The 23,889-nt window shown below is 67.4% G+C and carries 22 protein-coding genes; 11 read left to right on the top strand and 11 right to left on the bottom strand.

Annotated features, from left to right (window positions below):
• Positions 1 to 72: 72 nt before the first annotated feature.
• From HMPREF1224_RS23065 to HMPREF1224_RS23055, 3 genes are all read left to right on the top strand, one after another.
• Positions 73 to 3,129: a two-partner secretion domain-containing protein gene (locus HMPREF1224_RS23065; protein ID WP_010793428.1), complete on the top strand. Its 3,057-nt coding sequence runs from the start codon at positions 73 to 75 to the stop codon at positions 3,127 to 3,129.
• A gap of 99 nt (positions 3,130 to 3,228) precedes the next feature.
• A complete protein-coding gene (locus tag HMPREF1224_RS23060) occupies positions 3,229 to 4,374 on the top strand; it encodes a fimbrial protein (RefSeq protein ID WP_003124054.1) in 1,146 nt (381 codons plus the stop codon).
• A gap of 644 nt (positions 4,375 to 5,018) precedes the next feature.
• Positions 5,019 to 5,663, top strand: a complete 645-nt coding sequence (locus tag HMPREF1224_RS23055) for a response regulator (protein ID WP_003093364.1) — start codon at positions 5,019 to 5,021, stop codon at positions 5,661 to 5,663.
• A 14-nt stretch (positions 5,664 to 5,677) separates the two neighbouring features.
• Here HMPREF1224_RS23055 and HMPREF1224_RS23050 read toward each other — a convergent pair whose 3' ends face one another.
• The 4 genes from HMPREF1224_RS23050 to HMPREF1224_RS23035 all read right to left on the bottom strand — a co-directional run bounded on the left by HMPREF1224_RS23050 (position 5,678) and on the right by HMPREF1224_RS23035 (position 10,202).
• A complete protein-coding gene (locus HMPREF1224_RS23050) occupies positions 5,678 to 6,367 on the bottom strand; it encodes an SDR family oxidoreductase (protein WP_003113039.1) in 690 nt (229 codons plus the stop codon).
• Positions 6,368 to 6,439: 72 nt separating this feature from the next.
• Complete coding sequence (locus tag HMPREF1224_RS23045; protein WP_010793427.1) at positions 6,440 to 9,415, bottom strand: non-ribosomal peptide synthetase; 2,976 nt, start codon at positions 9,413 to 9,415, stop codon at positions 6,440 to 6,442.
• A 209-nt stretch (positions 9,416 to 9,624) separates the two neighbouring features.
• On the bottom strand, positions 9,625 to 9,831 hold the full coding sequence (locus tag HMPREF1224_RS23040) for a helix-turn-helix transcriptional regulator (protein WP_003093358.1): 207 nt from the start codon (positions 9,829 to 9,831) through the stop codon (positions 9,625 to 9,627).
• On the bottom strand, positions 9,828 to 10,202 hold the full coding sequence (locus HMPREF1224_RS23035) for a hypothetical protein (RefSeq protein WP_003105252.1): 375 nt from the start codon (positions 10,200 to 10,202) through the stop codon (positions 9,828 to 9,830). The genes HMPREF1224_RS23040 and HMPREF1224_RS23035 overlap by 4 nt, the downstream gene beginning before the upstream one ends.
• 106 nt (positions 10,203 to 10,308) lie before the next feature.
• On the opposite strand from HMPREF1224_RS23035, the gene HMPREF1224_RS23030 reads away from it, so the two are divergent.
• Positions 10,309 to 11,145 carry a class I SAM-dependent methyltransferase gene (locus tag HMPREF1224_RS23030; RefSeq protein WP_010793426.1) on the top strand — a complete coding sequence of 279 codons (837 nt, stop codon included), beginning with the start codon at positions 10,309 to 10,311 and terminating at the stop codon, positions 11,143 to 11,145.
• On the opposite strand, the gene HMPREF1224_RS23025 is transcribed toward HMPREF1224_RS23030, so the two are convergent.
• Positions 11,142 to 11,810, bottom strand: a complete 669-nt coding sequence (locus HMPREF1224_RS23025; RefSeq protein ID WP_003113042.1) for a helix-turn-helix transcriptional regulator — start codon at positions 11,808 to 11,810, stop codon at positions 11,142 to 11,144. The two genes, HMPREF1224_RS23030 and HMPREF1224_RS23025, sit on opposite strands and share 4 nt — an antisense overlap.
• Before the next feature lie 228 nt (positions 11,811 to 12,038).
• Between HMPREF1224_RS23025 and HMPREF1224_RS23020 the strand changes: the two genes are divergently transcribed.
• The 6 genes from HMPREF1224_RS23020 (at position 12,039) to HMPREF1224_RS22995 (ending at position 18,923) form a co-directional block, all read left to right on the top strand.
• The gene (locus tag HMPREF1224_RS23020) at positions 12,039 to 13,526 is read left to right on the top strand and encodes an aldehyde dehydrogenase family protein (RefSeq protein ID WP_003113043.1); all 1,488 of its coding nucleotides are present in this window, start codon (positions 12,039 to 12,041) and stop codon (positions 13,524 to 13,526) included.
• A gap of 167 nt (positions 13,527 to 13,693) precedes the next feature.
• Positions 13,694 to 15,184 carry an APC family permease gene (locus HMPREF1224_RS23015; RefSeq protein WP_003113044.1) on the top strand — a complete coding sequence of 497 codons (1,491 nt, stop codon included), beginning with the start codon at positions 13,694 to 13,696 and terminating at the stop codon, positions 15,182 to 15,184.
• The gene (locus HMPREF1224_RS23010; protein ID WP_003105260.1) at positions 15,159 to 15,737 is read left to right on the top strand and encodes a DUF3156 family protein; all 579 of its coding nucleotides are present in this window, start codon (positions 15,159 to 15,161) and stop codon (positions 15,735 to 15,737) included. Before HMPREF1224_RS23015 ends, HMPREF1224_RS23010 begins: the two co-directional genes overlap by 26 nt.
• A 160-nt stretch (positions 15,738 to 15,897) precedes the next feature.
• Entirely contained in the window at positions 15,898 to 16,848 is a 951-nt protein-coding gene (gene feaR / locus HMPREF1224_RS23005; RefSeq protein WP_003105262.1) for a transcriptional regulator FeaR, read from the top strand.
• A 268-nt stretch (positions 16,849 to 17,116) separates the two neighbouring features.
• Entirely contained in the window at positions 17,117 to 18,001 is an 885-nt protein-coding gene (locus HMPREF1224_RS23000) for a dTDP-4-dehydrorhamnose reductase (RefSeq protein ID WP_003113045.1), read from the top strand.
• Positions 17,994 to 18,923 (top strand): NAD-dependent epimerase/dehydratase family protein, encoded by a 930-nt coding sequence (locus HMPREF1224_RS22995; RefSeq protein ID WP_010793425.1) that lies wholly within the window; start codon positions 17,994 to 17,996, stop codon positions 18,921 to 18,923. Before HMPREF1224_RS23000 ends, HMPREF1224_RS22995 begins: the two co-directional genes overlap by 8 nt.
• Here HMPREF1224_RS22995 and HMPREF1224_RS22990 read toward each other — a convergent pair whose 3' ends face one another.
• The 6 genes from HMPREF1224_RS22990 to HMPREF1224_RS22965 all read right to left on the bottom strand — a co-directional run bounded on the left by HMPREF1224_RS22990 (position 18,924) and on the right by HMPREF1224_RS22965 (position 23,379).
• Positions 18,924 to 19,280, bottom strand: coding sequence for a SirB2 family protein (locus HMPREF1224_RS22990; RefSeq protein ID WP_003093338.1), 357 nt, complete (start codon positions 19,278 to 19,280; stop codon positions 18,924 to 18,926). It abuts the gene before it with no gap.
• Positions 19,281 to 19,363: 83 nt separating this feature from the next.
• Positions 19,364 to 20,062: an outer membrane protein OprG gene (gene oprG, locus HMPREF1224_RS22985; protein ID WP_003093337.1), complete on the bottom strand. Its 699-nt coding sequence runs from the start codon at positions 20,060 to 20,062 to the stop codon at positions 19,364 to 19,366.
• 147 nt (positions 20,063 to 20,209) lie between these two features.
• A complete protein-coding gene (locus HMPREF1224_RS22980) occupies positions 20,210 to 20,728 on the bottom strand; it encodes a DUF3299 domain-containing protein (protein WP_003105266.1) in 519 nt (172 codons plus the stop codon).
• A gap of 17 nt (positions 20,729 to 20,745) precedes the next feature.
• Entirely contained in the window at positions 20,746 to 22,011 is a 1,266-nt protein-coding gene (locus HMPREF1224_RS22975; protein ID WP_003118230.1) for an ABC transporter permease, read from the bottom strand.
• A 2-nt stretch (positions 22,012 to 22,013) separates the two neighbouring features.
• Positions 22,014 to 22,718: an ABC transporter ATP-binding protein gene (locus HMPREF1224_RS22970; protein ID WP_003093325.1), complete on the bottom strand. Its 705-nt coding sequence runs from the start codon at positions 22,716 to 22,718 to the stop codon at positions 22,014 to 22,016.
• An 88-nt stretch (positions 22,719 to 22,806) separates the two neighbouring features.
• Entirely contained in the window at positions 22,807 to 23,379 is a 573-nt protein-coding gene (locus tag HMPREF1224_RS22965) for a DUF2796 domain-containing protein (RefSeq protein ID WP_010793424.1), read from the bottom strand.
• A gap of 132 nt (positions 23,380 to 23,511) precedes the next feature.
• Here HMPREF1224_RS22965 and HMPREF1224_RS22960 point away from each other — a divergent pair, with 132 nt between their 5' ends.
• A complete protein-coding gene (locus HMPREF1224_RS22960) occupies positions 23,512 to 23,868 on the top strand; it encodes a hypothetical protein (protein WP_003105273.1) in 357 nt (118 codons plus the stop codon).
• Positions 23,869 to 23,889 lie beyond the last annotated feature (21 nt).

The raw sequence follows: 23,889 nt of genomic DNA, 5'->3' as shown, positions 1-23,889 counted from the left end.
CGGGGAGTTGGGCTCCTGCCGTAGCACGGCCCTGCGAATAGGTCGCGGGGTTTCACTGGAGGAAGGAAGCACATGAACAAATGCTATGCACTGGTCTGGAACGTATCCCAGGGCTGCTGGAACGTCGTCAGCGAAGGCAGTCGCAGGCGCGGCAAGCCCGCCGGCGCCAAGGCGGCGATCGCCTCCGCCCTGGCCCTGCTGGGCGCCACGGCCCTGGCTCCGGCCTATGCGCTGCCAAGCGGGGGAACGGTGGTCGGCGGGAGCGCGAACGGGGAGATACACCTGTCGGGCGGCAACAGCCTGTCGGTCAACCAGAAGGTCGACAAGCTGATCGCCAACTGGGATTCCTTCAGCGTTGCCGCCGGCGAGCGGGTGATCTTCAACCAGCCGAGCAGTAGCTCGATCGCCCTGAATCGGGTGATCGGCACCAAGGCCAGCGATATCCAGGGTCGGATCGATGCCAACGGCCAGGTCTTCCTGGTCAACCCCAACGGCGTGCTCTTCGGTCGCGGCGCCCAGGTCAATGTCGGCGGCCTGGTGGCTTCCACGCTGGACATCACGGATGCCGAGTTCAACGGCAACTCCTCCAGATACCGTTTCACGGGTCCCTCTACCAACGGTGTCCTCAACCACGGGGGCGCCATCACCGCGGCGGAAGGCGGCAGCATCGCCCTGCTGGGCGCGCAGGTCGACAACCGCGGGACGGTCCTGGCGCAGATGGGCGGTGTCGGGCTCGGCGCGGGCAGCGACCTGACGCTGAATTTCGACGGCAACAAGCTGCTCGACATCCGCGTCGACGCCGGGGTCGCCAATGCGCTGGCAAGCAACGGCGGCCTGCTCAAGGCCGACGGGGGGCGAGTCCTGATGGCGGCCAGGACCGCCAATGCGCTGCTCAACACGGTGGTGAACTCCCAGGGTGCCATCGAGGCCCGTTCGCTGCGCGGCAAGAACGGGCGGATCGTGCTCGATGGCGGCCCGGACGGCAAGGTCATGGTGGGAGGCGCCTTGTCCGCCAATGCGCTGAACGGACCGGGGCACGGCGGCACGGTCGAGGTCCGGGGGCAGGCGGTGGAGGTGGCCCTGGGCACCCAGGTGAACACGCTCGCCAGCAATGGCCTCAACGGCACCTGGAAGATTGCCGCCGACAAGATCGACGTGCGCCCATCGGCGGTGTCGGATGGCGTCACCGTTCATGCCGACACCCTGTCGCGGAACCTGGCGAGCACCAATATCGAACTGGTTTCGACCAAGGGCGACCTGGACCTCGACGGCTCGGTGAGCTGGGCATCGGGCAACCGGCTGGGGCTGGGCTCCGCGGCCGACCTGACGCTGAATGGCAGGCTGAATGCCAGTGGCGCCAAGGCTGGGCTGGAGCTGAAGGCCGAAGGCGCTATCGATATCAATGACAAGATCGTTCTCGGCGGGGCTGGCAGCGCGCTGGCCATGGATGCCGGCGAAGGCCACCGGGTGAACGGCACGGCGTCGGTCTCCCTGGCCGGGGCCAACGCGACCTACGTCTCCGGCGGCTATTACTACACGGTGGTGCAGAACCTGGCGCAGTTGCAGGCGATCAACAAGAACCTGGACGGCCTGTACGTGCTCGGCGGCAATATCCTGGGCGGCAGCTATTACTGCACGGCACTGCAGTCCATCGGCGGGCCCGCCGGCGTCTTCAGCGGCACCCTGGACGGTCTCGGCAACAGCATCGGCAATCTCTCGATCAGCAACACCGGGCCGAATGTCGGGCTGTTCGCCCGCTCCTCGGGCACCCTGAGCAACCTGAAACTGAACAACCTGCGGGTATCCGATAACACCTACGGCTCCGGTCCGTCTTCGCTCGGCGCCCTGGTCGGGATCAACAGCGGGCGTATCGCCAACGTCAGCGCCAGCGGGGTCTCGGTCGTCGGCAGCCGACTGCGCTCCAACGCACTGGGCGGCCTGGTCGGGCGCAATATCAACGGGCAGATCACGAACGCATCCGTCAGCGGCGGCGTCACCGCTTATGCGGCGAGCACGGCGGTCGGAGGTCTGGTGGGGGAGAACTTCACCACCGCCTGGGGGCCGGAGGCGGTCATCGAGAACGCCCACAGCAACGTCCATGTGGCTGCACAGTCCACCGAGCGCAACAGCCTGGGCGGCGTCGGCGGCCTGGTCGGACTGAATGCGAAGGCCACGATCAGGGCGTCCGGCAGCCAGGGGAAGGTCGAGACCTACCGGCCCGGCCTGAACGTCGGCGGCCTGGTCGGCTACAACATGTTCGGCCACGTCTCCGATAGTAGCGCCAGCGGCCAGGTGGAGGCCGGCGGCGCGGGGAATACCGGCGGGCTGGTCGGCCTGAGTTCCGGCGGCGAGATATTCCGCTCGCAGGCGAGCGGGTCGGTGTACAGCAAGGGCGGCCTGGCGACCGGCGGGCTGATCGGCAAGGCAGAAGGCAACGGCATGCTCGGAAACCTGAAAGCCAGCGGCAGCGTCACGGACCAGGGCGGCGCGGATCTGGGCGGGCTGGTCGGCAACAATAGCCAGAGCGCCATCGAGACCGCCGAGGCGACGGGCAAGGTCAGCGGCGGCAGCAACAGTCGCGTCGGCGGGCTGATTGGACACAACCTCGGCGGTTCCGTCGCCCATGCGATCTCGCGCGGCGACGTGAGCGGCGGGTTCAACAGTCTGGTGGGCGGGCTCGTCGGCCACAACGGCGGCGAACTGGTCAACGTGGATGCCAGCGGCAGGGTCAGCGCCGCTGCGAGTGCGTCGGTTGGCGGCCTGGTCGGCAGCAACGCCGGTTCGATCCTGTCGGCGCGCAGCAGCAGTACCGTCAACGGCAGCGGGCGCAGCCGCATCGGCGGCCTGGTCGGCGAGAACCAGATCCAGGGACGCATCGTTTCGTCCATGTCGGAAGGCACCGTCAGTGGCGACTACTACGTCTCCATGGGCGGGCTGGCCGGCGTCAACCTGGGATCGATCGAGTACTCCGGCGTCAGCGGCAAGATCGACTTCAAGCCTCAGTCCCATTACGGCCAGATCTACGGTGCGCAGGTCGGCGAGAACCATGGGGTCCTGGGCGGCAACTACGTGATCGGCGAGGCGGCGCTCCTGCCGCCTGCCGGTATCGACTACGGCAACATCTGGTAAGGCCGGCAGGGGAGGTCCCTGGCGGACCTCCCTTCCCGGCCGGGGCCGCTCTCGCCTGGAGTGTGGCCCTCTTCCGCAGGCGCAATCTTGGAGAGTTCCATGAGCATGAGGTTATTTCCCGGCCGCGTTTCCCTGCGCCGCCGGCCTGGCGCGCAGGCTCGGCAGGCGCTCGTTCTCGGCCTCTGCTGCCTGACCGGCGGCCAGGCCTGGGCCCTGAACGAGGTCGCCCTGAACTGCTCGTTCGACAATGGCAAAGGCTTGCCCTGGCGTGTGGTGAACGAGCTGACCAGCGGCACGGCGAAAGGCACGGTGCTGTTCGCCAGGCCGGTGAGCCTGTTCCTGAACTACAAGCCCCAGGCTTCCCAGGAGGCGCATGAGCTGGTCATCGGGGGGAACTGGTCCGGGGTGGGCTATCCGGGGCCCTACGGCACGGTGGCGTCCGACGTCAAAGGCATCGGCTATCGGATCTCGGTGGATGCCCAGGACGGCGTCAAGCGGGTGATTCCGGTCGACAACCAGCCCCATGCGCTGGACAAGCGAGTCACGAGCTTTTCCGGAAGCACGACCAGCGACTACCTACAGGAACTGGTCCTGACGGTCGACCCCGGCGAGTTGCCTGCCGGCGACCTGAAGGTAACCAGCGTATCCGGCAGCGCCACCCTGAATCTCTGGGCGGTGGACAGGCTGAAGGGCGAAGCGTCCATCGGCAGCGTCCTGGCGGTGCCTGCGGACAACTACCCCACCGGGGTTTGCCGAAAGCCCTATTCGCTGATCGGCCCGGCCTCCATCGGGATCGGCGGCGGTCCCCCGCCGCCGCCGATCCCGAAGAAATGCAAGGTCGAGGTGGGACGGGAAATCAACGTCAAACTGGGTAGCGTCGCGTTGAAGAACTTCCCGCGGGTCAACGACACCTCCACGGAGCGTTCCTTCGATATTTCTCTCAGCGAGTGTGCGGCGCTGGCCAAGCCGGAAATCGCTTTCCGCGACAAGTATGTCTCGGCGCAGCAAGCGGACCCGACGATCCTCAGCTTGAAGAGCGGCGGCGCGGCGGGGTTCGGCATCGTCGTGAAGAACGGCCTGGACCAGCAGCGGATACGTTTCGACGGCACGCCCTACCCGATGCGGCGTGTCGGCGACAGCGCCGACCTCCCGCTGAGTGCCGCCTACATCCGTATCGGCGCGGAGGGCGAATTGAAGGCCGGGGTCGCCGACGGCGCCGCCGAGTTCACGTTTACCTTCCCCTGAGCGGCGCCGCCGTTCTTTCCCCGGCGTTTCCCGCCCCGCCTCGGGAAGCGCCGTCGGCCGCTTTCGCGCCAGCCCTCGCGAAGGCTCGGCCCCTCACCTCCAGTGGTTGCAGATCGCCGAAGGCGCTCTGCATATCGCTCCGCTGCTCGTCCTGGGTCTCGTGCGCACATGCCATTCCCGCACACGGAATACCGATATTGCGTATGGGCGAAGGCTTTCTGAGGGATATGCAAGTTTCCTCGGTAGGATTTCGCGCAAATAAACGAACGCTATTTTCCAGGCGATAGTTTCAGCTTGTCGCGGAACTCTTTTTTCAAACTTTTTGCTGCTCTGGGTTGTCCGTTTCGTATTTCATCGTTTTTCATAAGTGTCTACGTAGACGTTTTTCGGGGGCTGTTTCAAGTGTCTTTGTTGTTAGTTTGCGAGGCGAAAAAATAGTAGTTTTACTATATTAAATATCGTCGGTTTCACTAGAAAATACACATGTTCACTTTGAACCGGGGCAGTGGCGTCGGCGGATTCCGGACCGCGCTTTCCTCCTTGCCGGCCGAGCGGCGGCCGCCTGCCTGCGGCAGGCATGACCGAGACCACAGGTTTCCTGGTAACGCTTTCGCCTGCCGTGTACCGCTTAAGGAGACGCAAGGATGTCCCTACATCGCATTCGCGTAATGGTTGCGGATGATCATCCCGCCATTTCGCTGGGTATTTCCTACGAACTGAGTCAGTGCGGTTCTTTGGAGATGCTCGGTCAAGTTTCCAATTCTACCGAGTTGATCGGTCGGCTCGACGAAGGCGACTGCGATGTCGTTATCGTCGACTATACGATGCCGGGCGGGAAATATGGCGATGGACTGGCATTGTTGTCATTGCTGCGGCGACGTTATCCGCATCTGCAATTGGTCGTCTTTACCATGCTGAACAATCCGGGCCTTATCCGGGCCATTCTCAAGCAGGGTATCAATTGCATCCTCAGCAAGTCCGACTCGACCAGTCACCTGCTGGCGGCGGTGAGCGCGGCCTATTCGCGAAACCAGTATTTCTCGCCGTCGATCAGGGACATCTTCGTCAACCAGGTGCTTTCCTCGCACAACGAACGGCTGACGCCCCGGGAGGCGGAAATCGTCCGTCTGTTCGGCTCCGGACTGACCATCACCGAAATCGCCGAGCGCTCGCATCGCAGCGTGCAGACCATCAGTACGCAGAAGGTCAGTGCCATGAAGAAGCTCGGCATCAAGCGCGATGCCGACCTCATCAGGTATGCGGCCGAGGGCTATTGCCGGATGCCCTGACGGATCGGCCCGCTTCACCAGGGCAGCGGCTGGTTCCGATAATCGACGAAGCGACAGGCATTCACGCCCGCGGCATCCTCCACCGCCGCGACCAGTCCGGCGGCGCTTTCCTCGACGCTCAGCGGCGCGCTGTCGCCGCCCATTTCGGTACGCACCCAGCCGGGATGCAGGAGCAACAGGCTGAACGGCAACTCCTCGAACTCGCCCTCCCAGCTGCGTACCAGGCTGTTCAGCGCCGCCTTGCTGGCGCCGTAGAGCGGCATCGTGGCCGACAGGCCCAGCGCCAGGCTGGCCATCTGCGAACTCATGAACGCCACCACGCCACCCCGGCTAACCCGGCCGGACAGTGCCCTGGCCAGGCGCAGCGGCGCGATGGCGTTGGTCAGGAATAGCTGGGCGGTCTGCTCGGCGTCGATTTCCGCCACATCCTGTTGCTGCGGGCCGTAGATGCCGGCGTTGACGATCAGGCGATCGATCCGCCGCTCGCCCAGCATCTCGCCAATGCGTTCGGCGCAATCGTGTTGGTTGAGGTCGCCGGTCACCGCTTGCAAGCGCTCCCCGGCCCGCTCCGCCAGTGCCTGTAGCCCGGGAGAGCCTTGCGGTCGCCGGGCGACGGCGAATACCTGTGCGCCGCGTTGCAGGAAGGCATCCGCCAGTCCCAGGCCGATGCCGCGCGAGGCGCCGACGATCAGAACGTTGTGCATGAGGTTCTCCGGGCGATAAAGCGGACAGGATACCCAAGCGCGTCCCGCTGCGTAACCGCCGCGGCGACCTCGTTACCGCATGGCGCTGCCGCCCAGGCCGGCGAGGTACAGGTCGAGCAGGCGGTCGTCGAACTCCGGCTCGCGCACGGCGCTCCCGCGCAGGTGTTCCTCGACGTTGGTGCAGTCCCAGAGATAGGTGTCCTGGTACAACTCGACGGTGCTGCGGCCGGCGTACATGTTGTCGCGGAACATGCTCAGCAGGGGATAGAGCGGGGCGTCGCGATTGTCTTCCCAGAGACTTACCCAGTCGTCGAACGGCATCTGCCGAAGGGGACGCCCGGCGCGTCGCCCGAGACGGCCGAAGAACTCGTCCAGGGTCAGGCAGCGCGGAATGCTCGGCACCAGGTTGAATTTCTTGCCCAGCGCCGAAGGCTGGCGGGCGATGACGCTGATCGCCTCTACCATGTAGTCCACCGTGGTCAGGCCCTCGCGCAGCTCGCGCAGGAGCGGCACGGCCCGGTACTCCAGGCAGGTCCGCGCCAGCCGGCTCCACCACTGGTAGTCGGCGTAGGCGCCGGTACGGCTGTGGCAGGTGGCGTAGCCGAGGCGGAAGGTCATCAGCGGCAGGCCGCGTTCGGCGGCGAGGTCGGCGATCTTTTCCATCACCCATTTGCTGCGCACGTAGCCCATGTCGGTGACCACCGCCGGCAGGTTCTGGTCGATGTCGTCGTCCTCGCGCATCAGGCGCTTGCCGGTATGCAGGTGGCCCCAGCTGTACACCGAGATGCTCGACAGCAGCATCAGCGGCTTGCAGCGGCCGCTGGCGCAGAAGCGCAGGACCTGGCCGAGCCCCTCGACGTTGTCGCGCTTCATGTAGCTGTACGGCTGGATGAAGTTCACCGCGCTGGCGGAATGGAAGACCTGGTCGACGCTGCCGGCCAGCTCGCGGTAGGTTTCCGCCGGTAGTCCGAAGCCTGGTTCGGCGAGGTCGGCGGCGTAGGCCCTGACCCGTCGCCAGTCCGACTCGGCGAGTTCGATGCGGTGCTGCCGGGCGGCCTGGCGCAGGCGTTCGAGGGCGTGGGCGTCGTTTTGCGCACGGACCGGACAATGCAGGTCGGCCTCGCGGCTGGCCAGCAGCTCGGCGAGCAGGTGGGCGCCCATCAGCCCGCTGGCGCCGGTGAGCAGGATGTGCCGTGGCGCGAGCAACTGGGCGGCGTCCATGGGCCGACTGAAATCCACGTCGGCGGGCAGGCGCACGTCCCGTTGCAGCTCCTGGGCCGGTTCGCTGTCCAGCGCCGGCGGCGCTTCGCCGGCGCGCCGCGCCAGGCTGGCCGCCAGTTGGCGCACGCTCGGGGTGCGGTAGATGTCGTGGATGTAGGCACGGCTGCCGAAGCGTCGGCTCAGTTCGCGCACCAGGGCGGCGGCCAGCAGGGAATGGCCGCCGACCTCGAAGAAGCTGTCGTCCAGGCCGAAGTCGGTATGCCCCAGCACTTCCTGCCAGGCCAGGGCCACTTGCAGTTCGCCGGGGGTGCCGAAGCGTTGCTCGTCGAGTCGTTCCTGGCATTGTTCCTCCAGGCGTCGACGCAGGGCCTGGCGGTCGATCTTGCCGTTGACCGTGGTCGGCAGGCTGTCCAGCGACAAATAGCGGCTGGGCAGCATGTAGTCGGGCAGTTCCTGGCGCAGGGCGGTCTTGATGGCGGCGAGCACGGCCCTGGCATCGCCGCCCCGCTGGCGGGGGACCACGAAGGCGCTCAATTGCTGGCTACCGCAGCGTGGGTCGGCATGCGCCAGCACCACCGCGCCATGGATCGCCGGCTGGCGCAGCAGCGCGGCTTCGATGTCGCCGAGTTCGACGCGGTGGCCGCGGATCTTCACCTGGTCGTCCAGCCGACCGAGGAACTGCAGGCTGCCGTCGGCCAGCCAGCGGGCCTTGTCGCCGGTGCGATAGAGCCGGCGCCGCAGTGCCTGCGAGTAGTGGAAGCGCCTGGCGGTCATGTCCGGGTCGCGCAGGTATTCGCGCGCCAGGCAGACGCCCGCCAGGTTCAGCTCGCCGGGCCGGTCGCCATGGCAAGGCCGGTCGTCGGCGTCGAGAATGAATGCCTCGCAACCGTCGATGGGCGTGCCGATCGAGGCGGGCCGCCGATGAGCTTCGGCGTCGACGATGCGGCAGGTGGCGAAGACCGTGGCTTCGGTCGGGCCGTAGTAATCCACCACGGTATAGGGCAGCCCGCCGGTTGCGACCGGCGGCAGTTTTTCCCCGGCGCAGAACAGGTAGCGCAGCGCCAGCGACGGCGGAGCGGGTTGCTCCACCAGCGCAGGGACCATCACGGTAGGCGCGAAGGCATGGCTGATCCGCTGCTCGGCGAAGAATGCCAGCAGCGCCGCCGGGTCCGGGCGCACCTCGTCGGGCACCAGGTGGAGGCAGGCGCCTGCACACAGGGTGGACCAGATTTCCCATTGGCAAACGTCGAAGCCGACGCCGGCCATCAGGGTGGTGCGGCTCCGTTGGTCCATCTCGAAGCGCCGGTTGTGCCAGTCCACGAGGTTGCTCAGGGAGCGGCTCTCGATCACCACGCCCTTGGGTTCGCCGGTGGTGCCCGAGGTGAAGATCACATACAGCGCTTCGCTGCCGTCGAGCGCCGGCCTCGGCGCGGCACCCGCCGCGCTCGTCGCGAGCACCTGTGCGATGACCTCCACCGGTTGCCCCGGGAGGTCCTCGGCCTGGGTGGCGAGGGCCACGGGGGCCTGGCACTGGCGGAGGATTTCCTGCTTGCGCCTGTCGGGTTGCCGACGGTCCACCGGTACGTAGGCCGCTGCGCACTTGGCGGCCGCCAGGATGGCGATGACCAGTTCGGCCGAGCGTTCGGCCAGCAGGGGCAGCCGCTCGCCCCGGGCGACGCCGCGCCTGGCCAGGTGGGCGGCCAGCCGGTCGCTGAGCCGGTCGAGTTCGCGGTAGCTGAACGAGCGCTCGCGATCGACGAGGGCGGGGCGTTCGGGATGGGTATCTGCGTGTTGCCTGAATAAGCCAAGAACAGAATCTTTCGACATGGCTGAGACTCCTGTCTTGCCGGTGGAAAAGACGTTATCCGTGGTTTTTCAGCGTATCGAGCGGGGACCAGGGGGAAGGCTGGCGATAGGCCTGGTCCAAGGCTAGCCCCGAGGGGAAATGCGGCAACTGCCATTTGGTACAGGGTAAGGGGGGCTTGCCGCCGGGGTCGCCAGGGGCGCCCCGGAAGTTTTCGGAAGCGGGACCGGACTCAGTCCAGCTGGCCTTCCCGGTCGTCGAAGATCGCTTCTATGGCCAGTCCGAACACCCGGGCGAGCTTGAACGCCAAGGGCAGGCTTGGATCGTAGCGGCCGGTTTCGATGGCGTTCACCGTCTGCCGCGATACCTCCAGCTTTCCGGCCAGCTCCGCCTGTGACCAGCCGCGCTCCGCGCGCAACTCGCGAACGCGGTTCCTCATGCGTAGCGCCTCAGTCCCAGGACGCAGCCGATGACCCAGAACGCGCCCATCAGGGGCCAGACGAAGAACATCGAGAGTTTCGGAAAGCCGGTGGTTTCGAGGAAACCGTAGGTGAAGGTGAGCAGGGCGGTGCCGACGAAGGCCAGGGCGAGGGCTTCGAGATGGATGCGCCGGGCCATTTCGTCGAGGCGCCGCAGGTAACGGATCACCACCAGCGCCAGGGCGACCATCGGTGGCACCGGCAGCAGGGCGAGGAAGACCCGGCCGGCGCCCGGTTCCGTGCCCGCCAGCGACTGGCCGCTGATCAGAACGGCAGCGGCATAGCCGACCAGCGCGAGAAGCAGTTCGAGGAAGAAACGTTTGTGGGTCATGGTTGAACCGTCCATGTAAAGGGGGCTTTACATTGGCCGGAATGCTCTTCTTTGTCAAGCAAGCTTTACATTCTCTATGGGCTTGCCTTGGCGAGGAGACTCGGGGATGGTAGCGGGCGGTCTCTGGGAGAACGGCGAAATGGCGACGGGCGACGAATTCGACGCGCTGCTGGCGGAAGCCGGCCGCACACCGATGCGCGGCTGGGAATACGACTATGGCGGACGCATCCGCCTGGAACCGCCGCCATGGGATTTCCCGGGGCGCATGCTGGAGCGCTGCCGGGCCGCCGCCAGCCTGCTGGACATGGGCACCGGCGGCGGCGAATGGTTGAGCCGGCTGCCGTATCGCCCGCCGCTCACCGTGGCTACCGAGGGCTGGGCGCCCAACCTGGAGATTGCCCGGGGTCGTCTGGAGCCCTTGGGCATCCGCGTGGTCGAGGTGGAGGGCGCGCCGGACAACCATCGCCAGGGCCGGGAGGGCGATGGCGGCGGGGCGTTGCCGTTCGCCGATGGCACCTTCGACCTGGTCGGCAACCGCCACGAGTCCTATCTGCCATCGGAGGTCCGGCGGGTGCTGGCGCCCGGCGGCTGTTTCCTCACCCAGCAGGTGGCCGGCGACTTCAACCGCGAGTTCTATGCGTTGCTCGGCGAACCGGCGCCGATGCCGGAGGCGCCGCACTGGAACCTGGGTTTCGCCCGGGCCCAGCTGGAGGCCGCGGAGTTGCCGCCGGTGGCAGGCGGCGAAGGTTGGGAGGTGTTGCACTTCGCCGATGTCGGCGCCCTGGCCTGGTACCTGTTGAACCTGCCCTGGGTATTTCCCGGTTTTTCCTTCAGGCGCCACCGCGAGCGCCTGCGCGGCCTGCACGAGAGCGGCAAGCCGCTGGCGGTGCGGCAGTTCCTCTTCTGGCTGGAGGCGCGCAGCCCCCAGGCCGCGCGCGGCTAGAGGAAGAGTCGCTTCACCAGCTCGGTGCGGCTGCGCGCGCCGGTCTTGCGGAACAGGTTGAGCAGGTGGGTCTTCACCGTCGGCAGGCCGAGTCCGAGGCACTGCGCCAGGCATTTGTTGCTGACGCCGTCGCGCAGCAGCAGGGCGATCTCCCGTTCCCTCGGTGTCAGGCCTTGCAGGCGCTCGGCGCTGGCCGTTGGCGTGGCGCATGCCTGCGCCGCCAGCTCCATCAGGCCATGCAGGGCGCGCAACTGTCGCAGCTCCTGGTCGGAGAAGGCCCCTAGGCGGGCGTCGCGCAGCAACGACAGGGCCGCGACCGGACGCTGATGCGCATGCGCCAGCACCTCGACCACGTCGCAGATCCCGTGGCGTCGCAGGAAGCCCTGGTACAGCGCGCTGTCCTCCGCGGGCTGGCGGGCGATGCCCTGGCGCAGCGGCACCACCGGCGAAGCGCTGGCCAGGCAGTGGCGCGGCTGCAGCGGATCGTAGTCGCGGTAGTGGCGCAGGTAGTCGCGGTGCATGCCGGCCGGCATCCGCAGGAGCTGGAAATCGTGTGCGCGGCAGTCCTCGTCGATGCGATAGAACACGCACAGGCTGGCCGGTACCACCTGGGTGAAGGCCTGCATGCAGCGCGGGCCGAGGTCGGGCGACAGGGTCGAAGGCATGGCGCGGGACTCCCGAGGGACGAGGCGGCGGGACGTCCACTGTCCCGCCTGCCGGGCAGAATGTCCATGCCCCGGCGCGCCGTCTTGTCTCTCTCTGCCTGGCTTGGCAGGCAGCGGCAAGAAACCCGGCAGGCTGGAGCAAGCGAGCGGGGGAGCGGCGGGTCCAGAGTATTCCCGGGTAGTAGGCGCATGCATGACGCAGCGCCGTCGCCAAGCCGAGGAGCACACATGAGTATTGCCATCGACCCGTCCGTCAGCGCCTTCTTGCGCAGTCCCCATGGCCTGCTGATCGACGGTGAGTCCGGGCCGGCGCGTTCCGGCGCCGACATGCCGCTGTACGACCCGGCGACCGGTGCCGAGCTGGCGCGCGTGGCCCGCGCCGGCGCCGAAGACGTCGATCGGGCGGTCGCCGCCGCGCGGCGTGCGTTCGAAGGCAACTGGGCAGGCCAGCGCCCGGCCGATCGCGAGCGCCTGCTGCTGCGACTGGCGGAACGGATCGAGGCGCATGGCGAGCAACTGGCGCAGTTGGAAACCCTGAACAACGGCAAGTCGATCAACCTGTCGCGGGCCCTGGAGGTCGGCGCCTCGGTGGAGTTCATCCGCTACATGGCCGGCTGGGCGACCAAGATCGAGGGTCGCAGCCTCGACCTGTCGATCGCCGCGGTCCCAGGCGCGCGCTACCGGGCCTACACGGTGCCGGAGCCGGTGGGCGTGGTCGGAGCCATCGTGCCGTGGAATTTCCCCCTGCTGATGGCGATCTGGAAGATCGTCCCGGCCCTGGCCTGCGGCTGCACCGTGGTCCTCAAGCCGGCCGACGAAACCCCGCTGACCGCCCTGCGCCTCGGCCAGTTGTGCCTGGAGGCGGGGATTCCGCCAGGAGTGGTGAACATCGTCACCGGCACGGGCGCCGAGGCCGGCGCGGCACTGGCGGCGCACCCGGGCATCGACAAGCTGGCGTTCACCGGCTCGACCCCGGTGGGCAAGCTGATCGGGCATGCGGCGGTGGAGAACATGACGCGTTTTTCCCTCGAACTCGGCGGCAAATCCCCGGTGATCATCCTCGATGACACCAGCCTGGACATGGCTGCCGCCGGTTCCGCCGGCGCGATCTTCTTCAACCAGGGGCAGGTCTGCACCGCTGGCTCGCGCCTCTATGTGCAGCGCAAGCGTTTCGACCAGGTGCTGGAGCGCCTGGCGGCCATCGCCGGCGACCTGAGCATCGGCCCCGGCCTGGATCCGACCACGCAGATCAACCCGCTGGTCTCGGCCAGGCAGCAGGAGCGGGTGCTGGGGATGATCGAAAGCGGGGTGGCCGAGGGCGCCAGCGTGGTCTGCGGTGGGGCGCGCCAGGGCGAGACGGGGTTCTACGTGCAGCCGACGATCCTTGCCGACGTCACCCCGGGGATGCAGGTGGTGCGCGAGGAAATCTTCGGGCCGGTGCTGGTGGCGACGCCCTTCGACGATCTCGACGAAGCGGTGCGCCTGGCCAACGACAGCATCTACGGGCTCGGTGCGAGCATCTGGTCCAACGACCTGCGCCAGGTCATGGACCTGGTACCCAGGATCAAGGCCGGCACGGTATGGGTGAACGCCCACAACCTGCTCGACCCGTCGATGCCGTTCGGCGGCTTCAAGCAGTCCGGCATCGGACGCGAGATGGGCCATGCGGCGATCGAGGCGTACACCGAGAACAAGTCGGTGTGCATCGCCTACTGATATCGATGAATCGGGGGGAGCCGATTCGTTCGGCTCTTTCGCTGCCCTCCGCGGCAGCCTTTTGTGCGACACGCCTCGCCTGCCGGCGGAGCGTACGGGACGCCGGCGCGTCCCGCAGGGCCTGACGCAAGAACAACAACAGCAACGCTGCCGTCGAGGATACGTCGATGTCCAACTCCAGACTCACCCAGCACCTGCTCCGCGGGCGGGTTGGTTTCCCCACCGCCCTGGCCAGTTCGGTCGGGTTGATCATGGCCAGCCCGGTGATCCTCACCGCCACCACCGGCTTCGGCCTGGGCGGCGGAACCTTCGCCGTGGCGATGCTGGTGGCGCTGCTGCTGATGCTGGCGCAATCCACCACCTTCGCCGAGGCCGCCTGCCTGCTGCCGACCCGTGGCTCGGTCTACGACTACCTGTCGTGCGGCCTCGGGCGCTTCTTCGCGATCACCGGCACGCTGTCGGCCTACCTGATCGTCCATGTGTTCGCCGGCACCGCCGAGACCATGCTCAGCGGCACCATGGCGCTGGTCAACTTCGAGTCGCTGAATACCCTCACCGAGCCGGGCGGCAGCGCCTGGCTGGTGGGCGTCGGCATGGTGCTCTGCTTCGGCCTGCTGAATGCGCTGGGGATCACCGCCTTCGGTCGCGCCGAAGTGATCCTCACCTTCGGCATGTGGAGCACCCTGATGATCTTCGCCGTGGCCGGCCTGTTGCGCCTGCCCGCGGTGGAGTTGCAGGGCTGGTTCGGGGCCTCGATGGTCGGCGACGACCTGCCGACCCTGCTGTCGCTGGTGGGCATGGCGATGTTCATGTTCGTCGGTTGCGAATTCGTCACGCCGCTGGCGCCGGAGGTGCGCCACGCTTCGCGGACCCTGCCGCGGGCGATGGCCCTGGGGTTGATCGGGGTGGCCTGCTGCATGTTCCTCTATGGCGCGGCGATGCGCCGGCAGGTGGAAAACCTCGACCTCGGCGGCGGCCTGCACCTGCTGGAGACGCCGATGGCGATCCCGCGATTCGCCGAGCAGGTGATGGGACCGTTCGGACGCATCTGGCTGGGCGTGGGCCTGCTGTTCGCCGGGGCCGCCACCATCAACACCCTGATGGCCGGCCTGCCGCGGATTCTCTACGGGATGGCGCTGGATGGCGCCTTGCCGAAGGCCTTCACCTACCTGCATCCGCGCTTCAAGACACCGTTGCTGTGCATCGCCGTGGCAGCGGCGATTCCCTGCCTGCACGCCTGGTGGCTGGGCGGCGACAGCGAAGGGATCATCCACCTGGTCCTGGCTGCGGTCTGCGCCTGGGGCACCGCCTACCTGCTGGTGACCCTCTCCGTGGTGCTGCTGCGCATCCGTCGCCCGGACCTGCCGCGCGCCTACCGCTCGCCGCTGTTCCCGTTGCCGCAGCTATTCTCCAGCGCCGGAATCCTGCTGGGGATGTTCTACATCACGCCGCCGGGGATGAACCCCGTCGACATCTACCTGCCGTTCGCCCTGATGCTCGGCCTGGCGGCCGCCTACGCCCTGTTCTGGACCCTGTGCGTACAGCGGGTGAATCCGTTCCGTCCGCTGGCGGTGGAAGAGGTGCTGGAGAAGGAATTCGCCGAAGAGGACCAGCAGCAGCGGGAGAGGGCGCATGTCCGCCTGGGCGCGCTGGTATGAGCGTCACTGGCGCGACTGGCGGCCAGCCGCCTATCGCCCCGGAGCCACCCTGGCCCTGGTGCGGCGCAACCTGGCTGCGTGCGACGGCGAGGCGCAGGACGGCAGGCTGTTGCTGCGTACGAAAGAGCTGAGCCTCGAGGTTCGCGAGCGGGTCCAGGCGCACCTGTTCATGCATATCGTCAGCACCGAGTTCAGCCTGTTCGTGGCGGCGCCCGGGGGGCCGCCGGCCAGCCTGGAGCTGCGTCACGCCGGTTGCTTGCGGCGTCGCGGCATCCTTTGCAAGGTACGCAGCGGGAGCGGGCTCGAGCCGTTGCGGGAGGCCTTGCAGGGGGGCGACCGGGTCTTGCTGGAGCAGCTCATGCCGCTGGACTTCCGGAGTTTGCGCCTCTGCCGCGACGACAGGGGCTGGACCGTGAGCCTGGAACACCTGGGGGCGTGCGAGGTGGTCAACCGCTTCCCCGCCTATCGCCGCTACATCCCTCTGGTCGCCGAGCAGCGCCTGGCCCTGCTGGGCGCCTTCGCCCAATTGCAGCGCCTGCTTTCTCCCGCCTGAACGGCCCTTGCCGGCTCTCCCGGATGCGTATCCGCCGGTCCATTTGCGCTAGCTTGTGGGTATATCGATAACATGTTAATCATATCGGCAGCGCTGCGTGGCTCGGTAATTGCCGCGCCATACAACAATAACGATGGCCGTTGCCGTCAGGAGGTGCCCGGTGCATACCCTGTCTTCCGCACACAACAGCTTCGAAGCCTGGAACCAGGCGTTGCGCCAGGTCTGCGGGCGCTTCGAGTCGCAGCCCGCGCTGAACCGGACGCTGTTCATCGGCGATATCTCGCGGCAGGATCTCGGCGGTCTGGAGTTGGCGCAGATCCGCACCAACGCAGGGCGCATCGCCCGCCAGGCCACCCATGCCGATCATGACGACGACCGCCACTGCTTCCTGGTCGTCCAGCGCAGCGGCCATGCGCAACTGCGCCAGGGTGGGGACAGCATAGAGCTGGCGCCAGGGGAAATGGCGCTGATGGACTCCGCGGGCGGCTGCGAGATCATTCCCCACGGACTCATCGAACACACCTCGTTCCATCTCTCCCGCGAAGAGGTATGCCGGCACCTGCCACCCAGCCAGCGGGCCTTCGGCAAACTCTCGCCGAACTGCGCCAGCGGTCGCCTGCTGAGCCTGCTGGTGCAGCAGGTGTGCGCCGGAGAACTGCAGCCGTGGGCGGTGGCGGACGAGGGCGGGGCGTTGCAGGAGGCGCTGATCGCCCTGCTCGGGCCGGCGCTACAGCACGCCGGCGAGGAATTGGAGGGACCGCTGGCCGGGCTCTATGGCTACAGTCTGCGCCGGCACGCGGAGCGTCTGATCGAGCAATCCCTGCAGGAGCCGCGCCTGAGTCCGGACATGCTCGCCGGCCGCCTGCGCATCTCGGTGCGCCAGTTGTACCGGTTGTTCGAGGAGCAGGGCGACAGCGTCTGCCGCTACATTCTCCGCCAGCGCCTCAGCCGCAGCGCCGCCGACCTCGGCAACCCACGGCTGCGCGGCGAATCGATCACCTCCATCGCCTTCAAGTGGGGTTTCAGCGACTCGGCGCATTTCAGCCGGGCGTTCAAGAAGCAGTTCGAGGTTTCGCCCAAGGACTATCGGGCCGGCGCGCTACCGGCCTGACGCCGCCGCGCGCTGCCATTCGTCCCGCCGATCCGCGCCGCAGGCGGAGCTGGCCCGGTGAATGCTTGACGCTTCACCGGAGGCACAGCAAGAATGCGGCGTGTCAGGTTGCATGAAAATAACGGCGGCGCTGTCCGGGGTACCTGCCGCGACAAGCAGCACCCGATGCCCGCACCTTTCATGTCGCCAGCGAGGCGCAGGATGTCATTGCCTTGGGGCGTGCGCCGCGTCGCTATTCACTATCAGATTTCGAGTGCCCCCCTACACCATGCGAATGCGCCTGATGCTTTTGGGCGGCGGTAATGCCCTTGGACAGGCGCTGATCCGCCTAGGGGCGGAGGAAGACATCGGTTTCCTCGCGCCCAGACCACCCGAGCAGGGCTGGGATGCCGCCAGCCTCACCACCCTGCTGGACGAAACGCGCCCCGACGCGGTGATCAACCTCGCCTTCTACCACGACTGGTTCCAGGCCGAGCAGGTCGAGGCGGAGCGCCTGGGCGCCCAGGAGCGCGCCGTCGAGCGCCTCGCGGAGCTCTGCCAGCACTACGAGATCCTGCTGGTCCAGCCGTCCAGCTACCGGGTCTTCGACGGCGCCCGCGCCACCGCCTACAGCGAGAAGGACGAGACCCTTCCGCTGGGCCTGCGCGGCCAGGCGCTCTGGCGCATGGAGCAGAGCGTGCGCGCGGCCTGCCCGCGACATGTGCTGATCCGCTTCGGCTGGCTGCTGGACGAAAGCCCGAACGGCTTGCTGGGACGTTTCCTCAGCCGCGCCGAACAACCGCAGCCGCTGTTCCTCGCCGACGACCGGCGCGGCAACCCGACGCCGGTGGACGACGCCGCGCGGGTGGTGCTCTCGGTGCTCAAGCAGCTCGACTGCCAGGCGCCGCTGTGGGGCACCTACCACTACGGCGGACTGGAAGCGACCACCACCCTGGCGCTGGGACAGGTGATCCTCAACGAGGCGCGTACCTATCGCTCCAACCTGATCCAGGAGCCTTCGGCGGAGGCCCATGCCGCGCGCCCGGACGCGCTCGACGAGCCGCAGCACGCGGTGATGGTCTGCAAGAAGATCCTCCACACCTTCGGCATCAAGCCGCGCGCCTGGCGCGCAGGTTTGCCGGCTCTATTGGACAGGTACTACAGGCATGTTTGAACGCCCCATCCTGATCACTGGCGGCGCCGGTTTCATCGGCTCCCACCTGACCGACGCGCTGCTGGCGCGCGGCTACCGCGTGCGTGTGCTGGACAACCTGTCCACCGGCAAGCGCGACAACCTGCCCCTGGACGACGAACGGGTAGAGCTGCTCGAAGGCGACGCCGCCGACGCGGCGACCCTGGCGGCCGCCCTGAAGGGCTGCGCGGCGGTCGCCCACCTGGCCGCGGTCGCCTCGGTACAGGCCTCGGTGGACGACCCGGTCGCCACCCACCAGAGCAATTTCATCGCCACCCTGAACCTCTGCGAAGCGATGCGCGAGCAGGGCGTGAAGCGCGTGGTGTTCGCTTCCAGCGCAGCGGTCTACGGGCAGAACGGCGAAGGCACGGCGATCGACGAAGACACCCCGAAGTCACCGCTGACGCCCTACGCGTCGGACAAGCTGGCCAGCGAGTACTACCTCGATTTCTATCGCCGCCAGCATGGGCTGGAACCGGCGATCTTCCGCTTCTTCAACGTCTACGGGCCACGCCAGGACCCGTCCTCGCCCTATTCCGGGGTGATCAGCATATTCACCGAGCGCGCCCTGAAGGGGACGCCGATCACCGTGTTCGGCGACGGCGAGCAGACCCGCGACTTCATCTACGTCGCCGACCTGGTCGATTTCCTGGTCCAGGCGCTGGAGGCGACGGCGCTGGAACCCGGGGCGGTGAACGTCGGCCTGAATCGCAGCATCAGCCTGAAGCAGTTGCTGGCAGAGATCGGCCAGGTGCTCGGTGGCCTGCCGCCGGTGACCCACGCCGACGCGCGAGCCGGTGACATCAGGCATTCGCGGGCGAACAACGAGCGCCTGCTGCGGCGTTTCCGCTTCGACCAGCCGACGCCGATGGGCGTGGGCCTGGCGCGCCTGCTCGGCCGCTGATCACCACCAGGGCTTGTTCAGCGCCAGGTAGAAGATCCCGCCCAGCAGGGTGAGGCTGAGGACGCTGAGCAGGCCCTTGCCGGGGCCCCGCGCCATCCGCAGGGCGAACGCCGCGCAGACGATGTAGCCCAGCAACAGCCCCAGCTTCGCCAGCAGCCAGAGCGGCAGCGGCCAGGGCATCGCCAGGTGCACCAGGCCGAGCGCGCTGAGCAGCAGCAGGGTGTCCACCAGGTGCGGTCCCCAGCGGCGGATGCCGCTGGCCTTGCGCCCCGACCAGTTCCAGGCCAGGCGCCAGACGAACAGGGCGGCGCTGCTGAGGGCGAAGGTGATGTGCAGGGTCTTCAGCCAGAGGTACATGGGGTCCGTTTCCACAGGATGAAAAAAGGCGCCCGAAGGCGCCTTTTCCCGTTGGGGGCGCAAGCCCCGCGACAGTCTACGACTCAGAACTTGTAGCCGAAACCGATCATGTAGACCCACGGATCGACGTCCACGTCGACCTTGGTCTTGTTCACGCCCAGGGCGCTCGGGCCGTTGATGCTGGCCTTGGTGTCGATGTCCATGTACCAGACGGCCATGTTGAACAGCGCGTGCTCGTTGAGCATGTAGTCGAAGCCCAGTTCGCCGGCCAGGCCCCAGGAGTCCTGCAGTTTCATGCTGCTGAAACCCTGCGCCTTGCGGTTGCTGGCTAGGTCTTCGTCGAAGAAGGTGGTGTAGTTCACGCCCAGGCCGCCGTAGGGCTGGAAGGCGCTGTTGGTACCGCCCATGGGGTAATACTGGAGCAGCAGGGTCGGCGGCAGTTGCTTGATGTCGGCCAGCTTGCCGTCCAGGCCCGGGCCGAGGCCCTTGACGTCGACCTGGTGGTTGAACGGAGTGGCGGCGACCAGTTCCACGCCCCACTTGTCGGCGAACATGTAGGTGAAGGTCAGGCCGAGCTGGGTGTCGCTGTCGACAGTCGCCTTGGTACCGCGCTGCTTGGCGCCGTCCAGCTTGATGTCGGAACTGCTGTCGTCGGGATCGACGGTGGCGAAGCCGCCACGGATGATGAAGTCACCGGCCTTGTGTCCTTGAATATCCGCAGCGGCGAACGGGGAGGCGACGGTGAGGGCCAGCAGGGAAGCGGTAAGCCAGGACTTACGCATGATGAGCTCCATTCCTTGTATTAGAAAGTGTTGGTGCTGCTAATGGTCAGCCAGCTAACAGTTGCCTTCCTTGACACAGCTCAATCAATCCTAGGAGCAAATGTGACCGCCGCAACGTAAATGGCGCGGCGGATTGTCGCATGTCGTTCAGCCACCTTCGTATTCGTAGGGCGTCACCTTGCTCGCCTGCATGCGGTAGCCGGCCGCCGCCAGCTCGCTGCTGGCGTTCTCCACCTTGAAGGTGCCCTCGACCCAGAACGGCTGGTACAACTCGTCCATCTGCACGCCCTTGGCGGTCTTCACGTAGACGATCTGGTTCGACGGCGGCGGCGGTACGTGGATGCAGGCGCCGTAGTAGGGGACCAGGAGGAACTCGGTGACCAGCCCGGCCTCGCTGATTTCCAGCGGCACGATGTAGCCCGGCAGCTTGGCCTCGATGCCGTCCAGTGCCTTCACCACCGGGGCGTTGGGGCTCTGCTGGCTGGCCGCCGGACCGGCTTCGCTGAGGGCGTTGGCGAGGTCGTGGATCGGCAGCGGCGCCGGGGCGGGCGGGGCGCCGGCCGGGATCAGTTGCGACCAGGTCAGTTCGCGCGGCGCGGCGCGCGCCACGGCACTGCCCAGGAGCAGGGCGAAAGCCAGCAGGAGGACGGTCAGGGAGCGCAGCATCGGGGAATATCTCCGGGTCATAGGCGGATCGACAGGCCATCGGCCAGGGACTGGCGGTAGGCGCGCCAGGCCGGCACGCAGCCGATCAGCACGGCGGCCGCCAGGATAGCCCCGAGCAGGCTCCACTCATAGTCGCTCGGCCAGGCCAGCGGCAGGTAGATGCCGTAGTTGGCCTGGACGTAGCCCTGGCTGGCGGCGATGCCGAGGTAGAGCAGGCCGAGGCCGAGGGCGACGCCGGCCAGCGCCAGGCTGAAGGCCTCGGCCAGCAGCAGGCCGAAGATGTGCCAGGGGCGCGCGCCCACCGAGCGCAGGATGGCCATCTCCCGGCGGCGCTCGTTGAGGCTGGTGAGGATCGCCGTGAGCATGCCGATCAGGCCGGTGAGGACGACGAACAGCGAGACCACGAACAGTGCCTTCTCGGCGGTGCCCATCAGGCCCCACAGTTCCTGCAGGGCGACACCGGGGAGGATCGCCATCAGCGGTTCGCCGGGATAGTCGTTGACCTCGCGTTGCAGGGCGAAGGTCGCCACCTTGCTCTTCAGGCCGACCAGGAACGCGGTGATCGCCTGTGGTTGCAGGTCCATGTGCCGCGCCTGCTCGGCACTGACGCGCCCGGCGCCCATCGCCGGCACCCCGTTGCGCCAGTCGACGTGCAGCGCCTCCATGCCGGCGAGGGATATGTGCAGGGTGCGGTCCACCGGGGTACCGGTGCGCTGGAGGATGCCGACCACGGTGAACGGCTTGTCGTCGTGCTTGACCAGGCTCACCGTGCTCACCCCATGGGCCAGCACGATCTTCTCGCCGAGCCTGTAGTGCAGGGCTTCGGCCACCTCGGCGCCGAGCACCACGTCGAACAGGTCCTGGCCGAAGGCGCGGCCCTCGGCCAGTTGCAGTTCCTGGCCGCGGCCGTAGCGGTAGTGCTCGAAATAGCCGGCATCGGTACCCATTACCCGGTAGCCGCGGTGCGAGTCGCCGAGGGAGATCGGGATCGCCCACTTCACCCGCGGGTTTTCGGCGAAGTGCCGGTAGCTGTCCCAGCGGATGTTGTTGGTCGCGTTGCCGATGCGGAATACCGAGTAGAGCAGCAGGTTCACCGAGCCGGAGCGCGCGCCGACGATCAGGTCGGTTCCGGAGATGGTACTGGCGAAGCTGGCCTTGGCCTCGGTGCGGACCCGCTCCACCGCCAGCAGCAGGCAGGCGGAGAGGGCGATGGCGAAGATCGTCAGCAGGGCGGTGAAGCGGCGGTTGGCCAGGCTGGCCAGTGCCAGTCGGAAGAGATACATGCTCAGAGTCCTGCCGGCCGGGCGGCGCGGTTGAGATCGGAAAGGGACAGGCTGCGGTCGAACAGCCCGGCCAGGCTCTGGTCGTGGCTGACGAACAGCAGGCTGGCGCCGGCCTCGCGGCATTCGGCGAAGAGCAACTGGAGAAACGCCTCGCGGCTGTCGGCGTCGAGCGCCGAGGTCGGCTCGTCGGCGATCACCAGCTCCGGCTGGCCGATCAGCGCGCGGGCGGCGGCGACCCGCTGCTGCTGGCCGATGGACAGGCTGTCGGCGCGGCGTTCGTGCAGTTCGCCGCCGAGGCCGAGCTGGCCGAGCAGATGGCTGGCGGCCTGCGCCGGGCTACCGTGGCGTTCGCGGGCGCGCTGACGGCGCAACGCGGAAAAGTGACAGGGCAGCTCGACGTTCTCGCGTACCGAGAGGAATGGCAGCAGGTTGAACTGCTGGAAGATGTAGCCGGTGTGGTCGACGCGGAAATGGTCGCGGCGCGCGGCGGACAGCTTTTCCAGGTCCTCGCCGAGCAGGCGGATGCTGCCGCGGCCGGGCTTCTGCACGCCGCCGAGGAGGCCGAGCAGGGTGGTCTTGCCGCTGCCGGAAGGCCCCTTGAGGAACAGGCTCTCGCCGCGTTCGAGATGGAAGCTGGGAATGTCCAGCAACTCCGCCTGGCCGGGCCAGGCGAAGCCGAGGTTGGTCAGGGTGATCAGTGCGCTCATGGGGGTAGGGGCGGAACGCTCCGCCGGAGCCTCGAGAATGGATGGAGGGGCGCCGCGCCGAATCCCTCGCGGCGCCTCCGGAACGATCCTACAGCTTCAGCTCGGCGCTGGCCGGAGCCAGGTCGGCGCCTTTCTGGCCGTCGGGACCGATCAGTTGTACCTGAATTTTCTGGGTGGCGGGGAAGCGCTTGAAGAACTCGGCGAGGGTCAGCAGCTTGAGCAGCTCGGGCTTCTCGCAACTGAGCTGGTAATGGGCGTGGATATCGGCATGACCGTGTTCGTGTTCGTGGCCTGCCTTCTCCTTGTGCGCGTGGGCCGGCGCCTTGTCGCCGAACAGCGGACTCCGCAGTTCCTGGCTGGCCACCGAGCAGCCGGCGGTGACCGGCAGGGCGAACAGCTCCAGCGGTTTTTCCAGCTGCGTGCGGGCCTTGGCCACGGCGGCCTTGTCCGCGTCGGTGCTGGCGGCGTGTTCGAAACCGACCAGGTTCATCGCCGGGCTGTCCAGCTCCAGTTCGAGGGTCTTGCCGTCCAGCGCCACGTTCAACTGGGCGACGCCGTGCTCGTGCTTGCCCAGGCTGCCATGGGCGTGGTCATGGTCGTGGTCGTCATGGGCCTGGGCGGCGAACGGCAGCAAGACGAGGGCTAACAGCAGTGGGCGCATGAACGGGACTCCGGCAAGGAAGGAAAAGAGTTTGTTACGTTATAACGAATTTTTCCGCCTGCCTAGCCTGGCCGATTTGGCCCCTACGCGCCGACGTGGGAGCATGGCGCGATTCGCTTGTGGAGAAACGAGATGGTGCGGATTCGCGGAAGCATCGGCGACTGGCCGGTGGACCTGACCCTGGAACTGGACGCCGAGGATTGGCGCCAGCTGGCGCAACACGTGCCCCCGCCGCCGCTGGGCGAGCCGCAGGTCGCGGCGGCCAGGGCGCCGGCGCCGGCAGCGCCGGTGGATCGCCTATGGCAGACCGCCCAGGACCTGCTGCGCGGCAGCGGGCGGATCGAGGGGCCGCAGTTGCTGGCGGAGTTGGAGGGGTTCAGCGGCAATGCCGGCGCCGCCAAGCAACTGCTTGTGCGCCTGCGGCACGACGCCCGGGTCAAGGTCGAGGTGGTCGACGGCACCCAGGTGTTCGTCTGGCTGGAGGACTGAGCCCCGCGGACGGGGCTCGGC

This window comes from Pseudomonas sp. P179 (genome assembly GCF_000478485.2).
In the GTDB taxonomy this organism is placed as follows: domain Bacteria; phylum Pseudomonadota; class Gammaproteobacteria; order Pseudomonadales; family Pseudomonadaceae; genus Pseudomonas; species Pseudomonas aeruginosa.
This window is presented reverse-complemented; position numbering and strand designations above follow the sequence as displayed.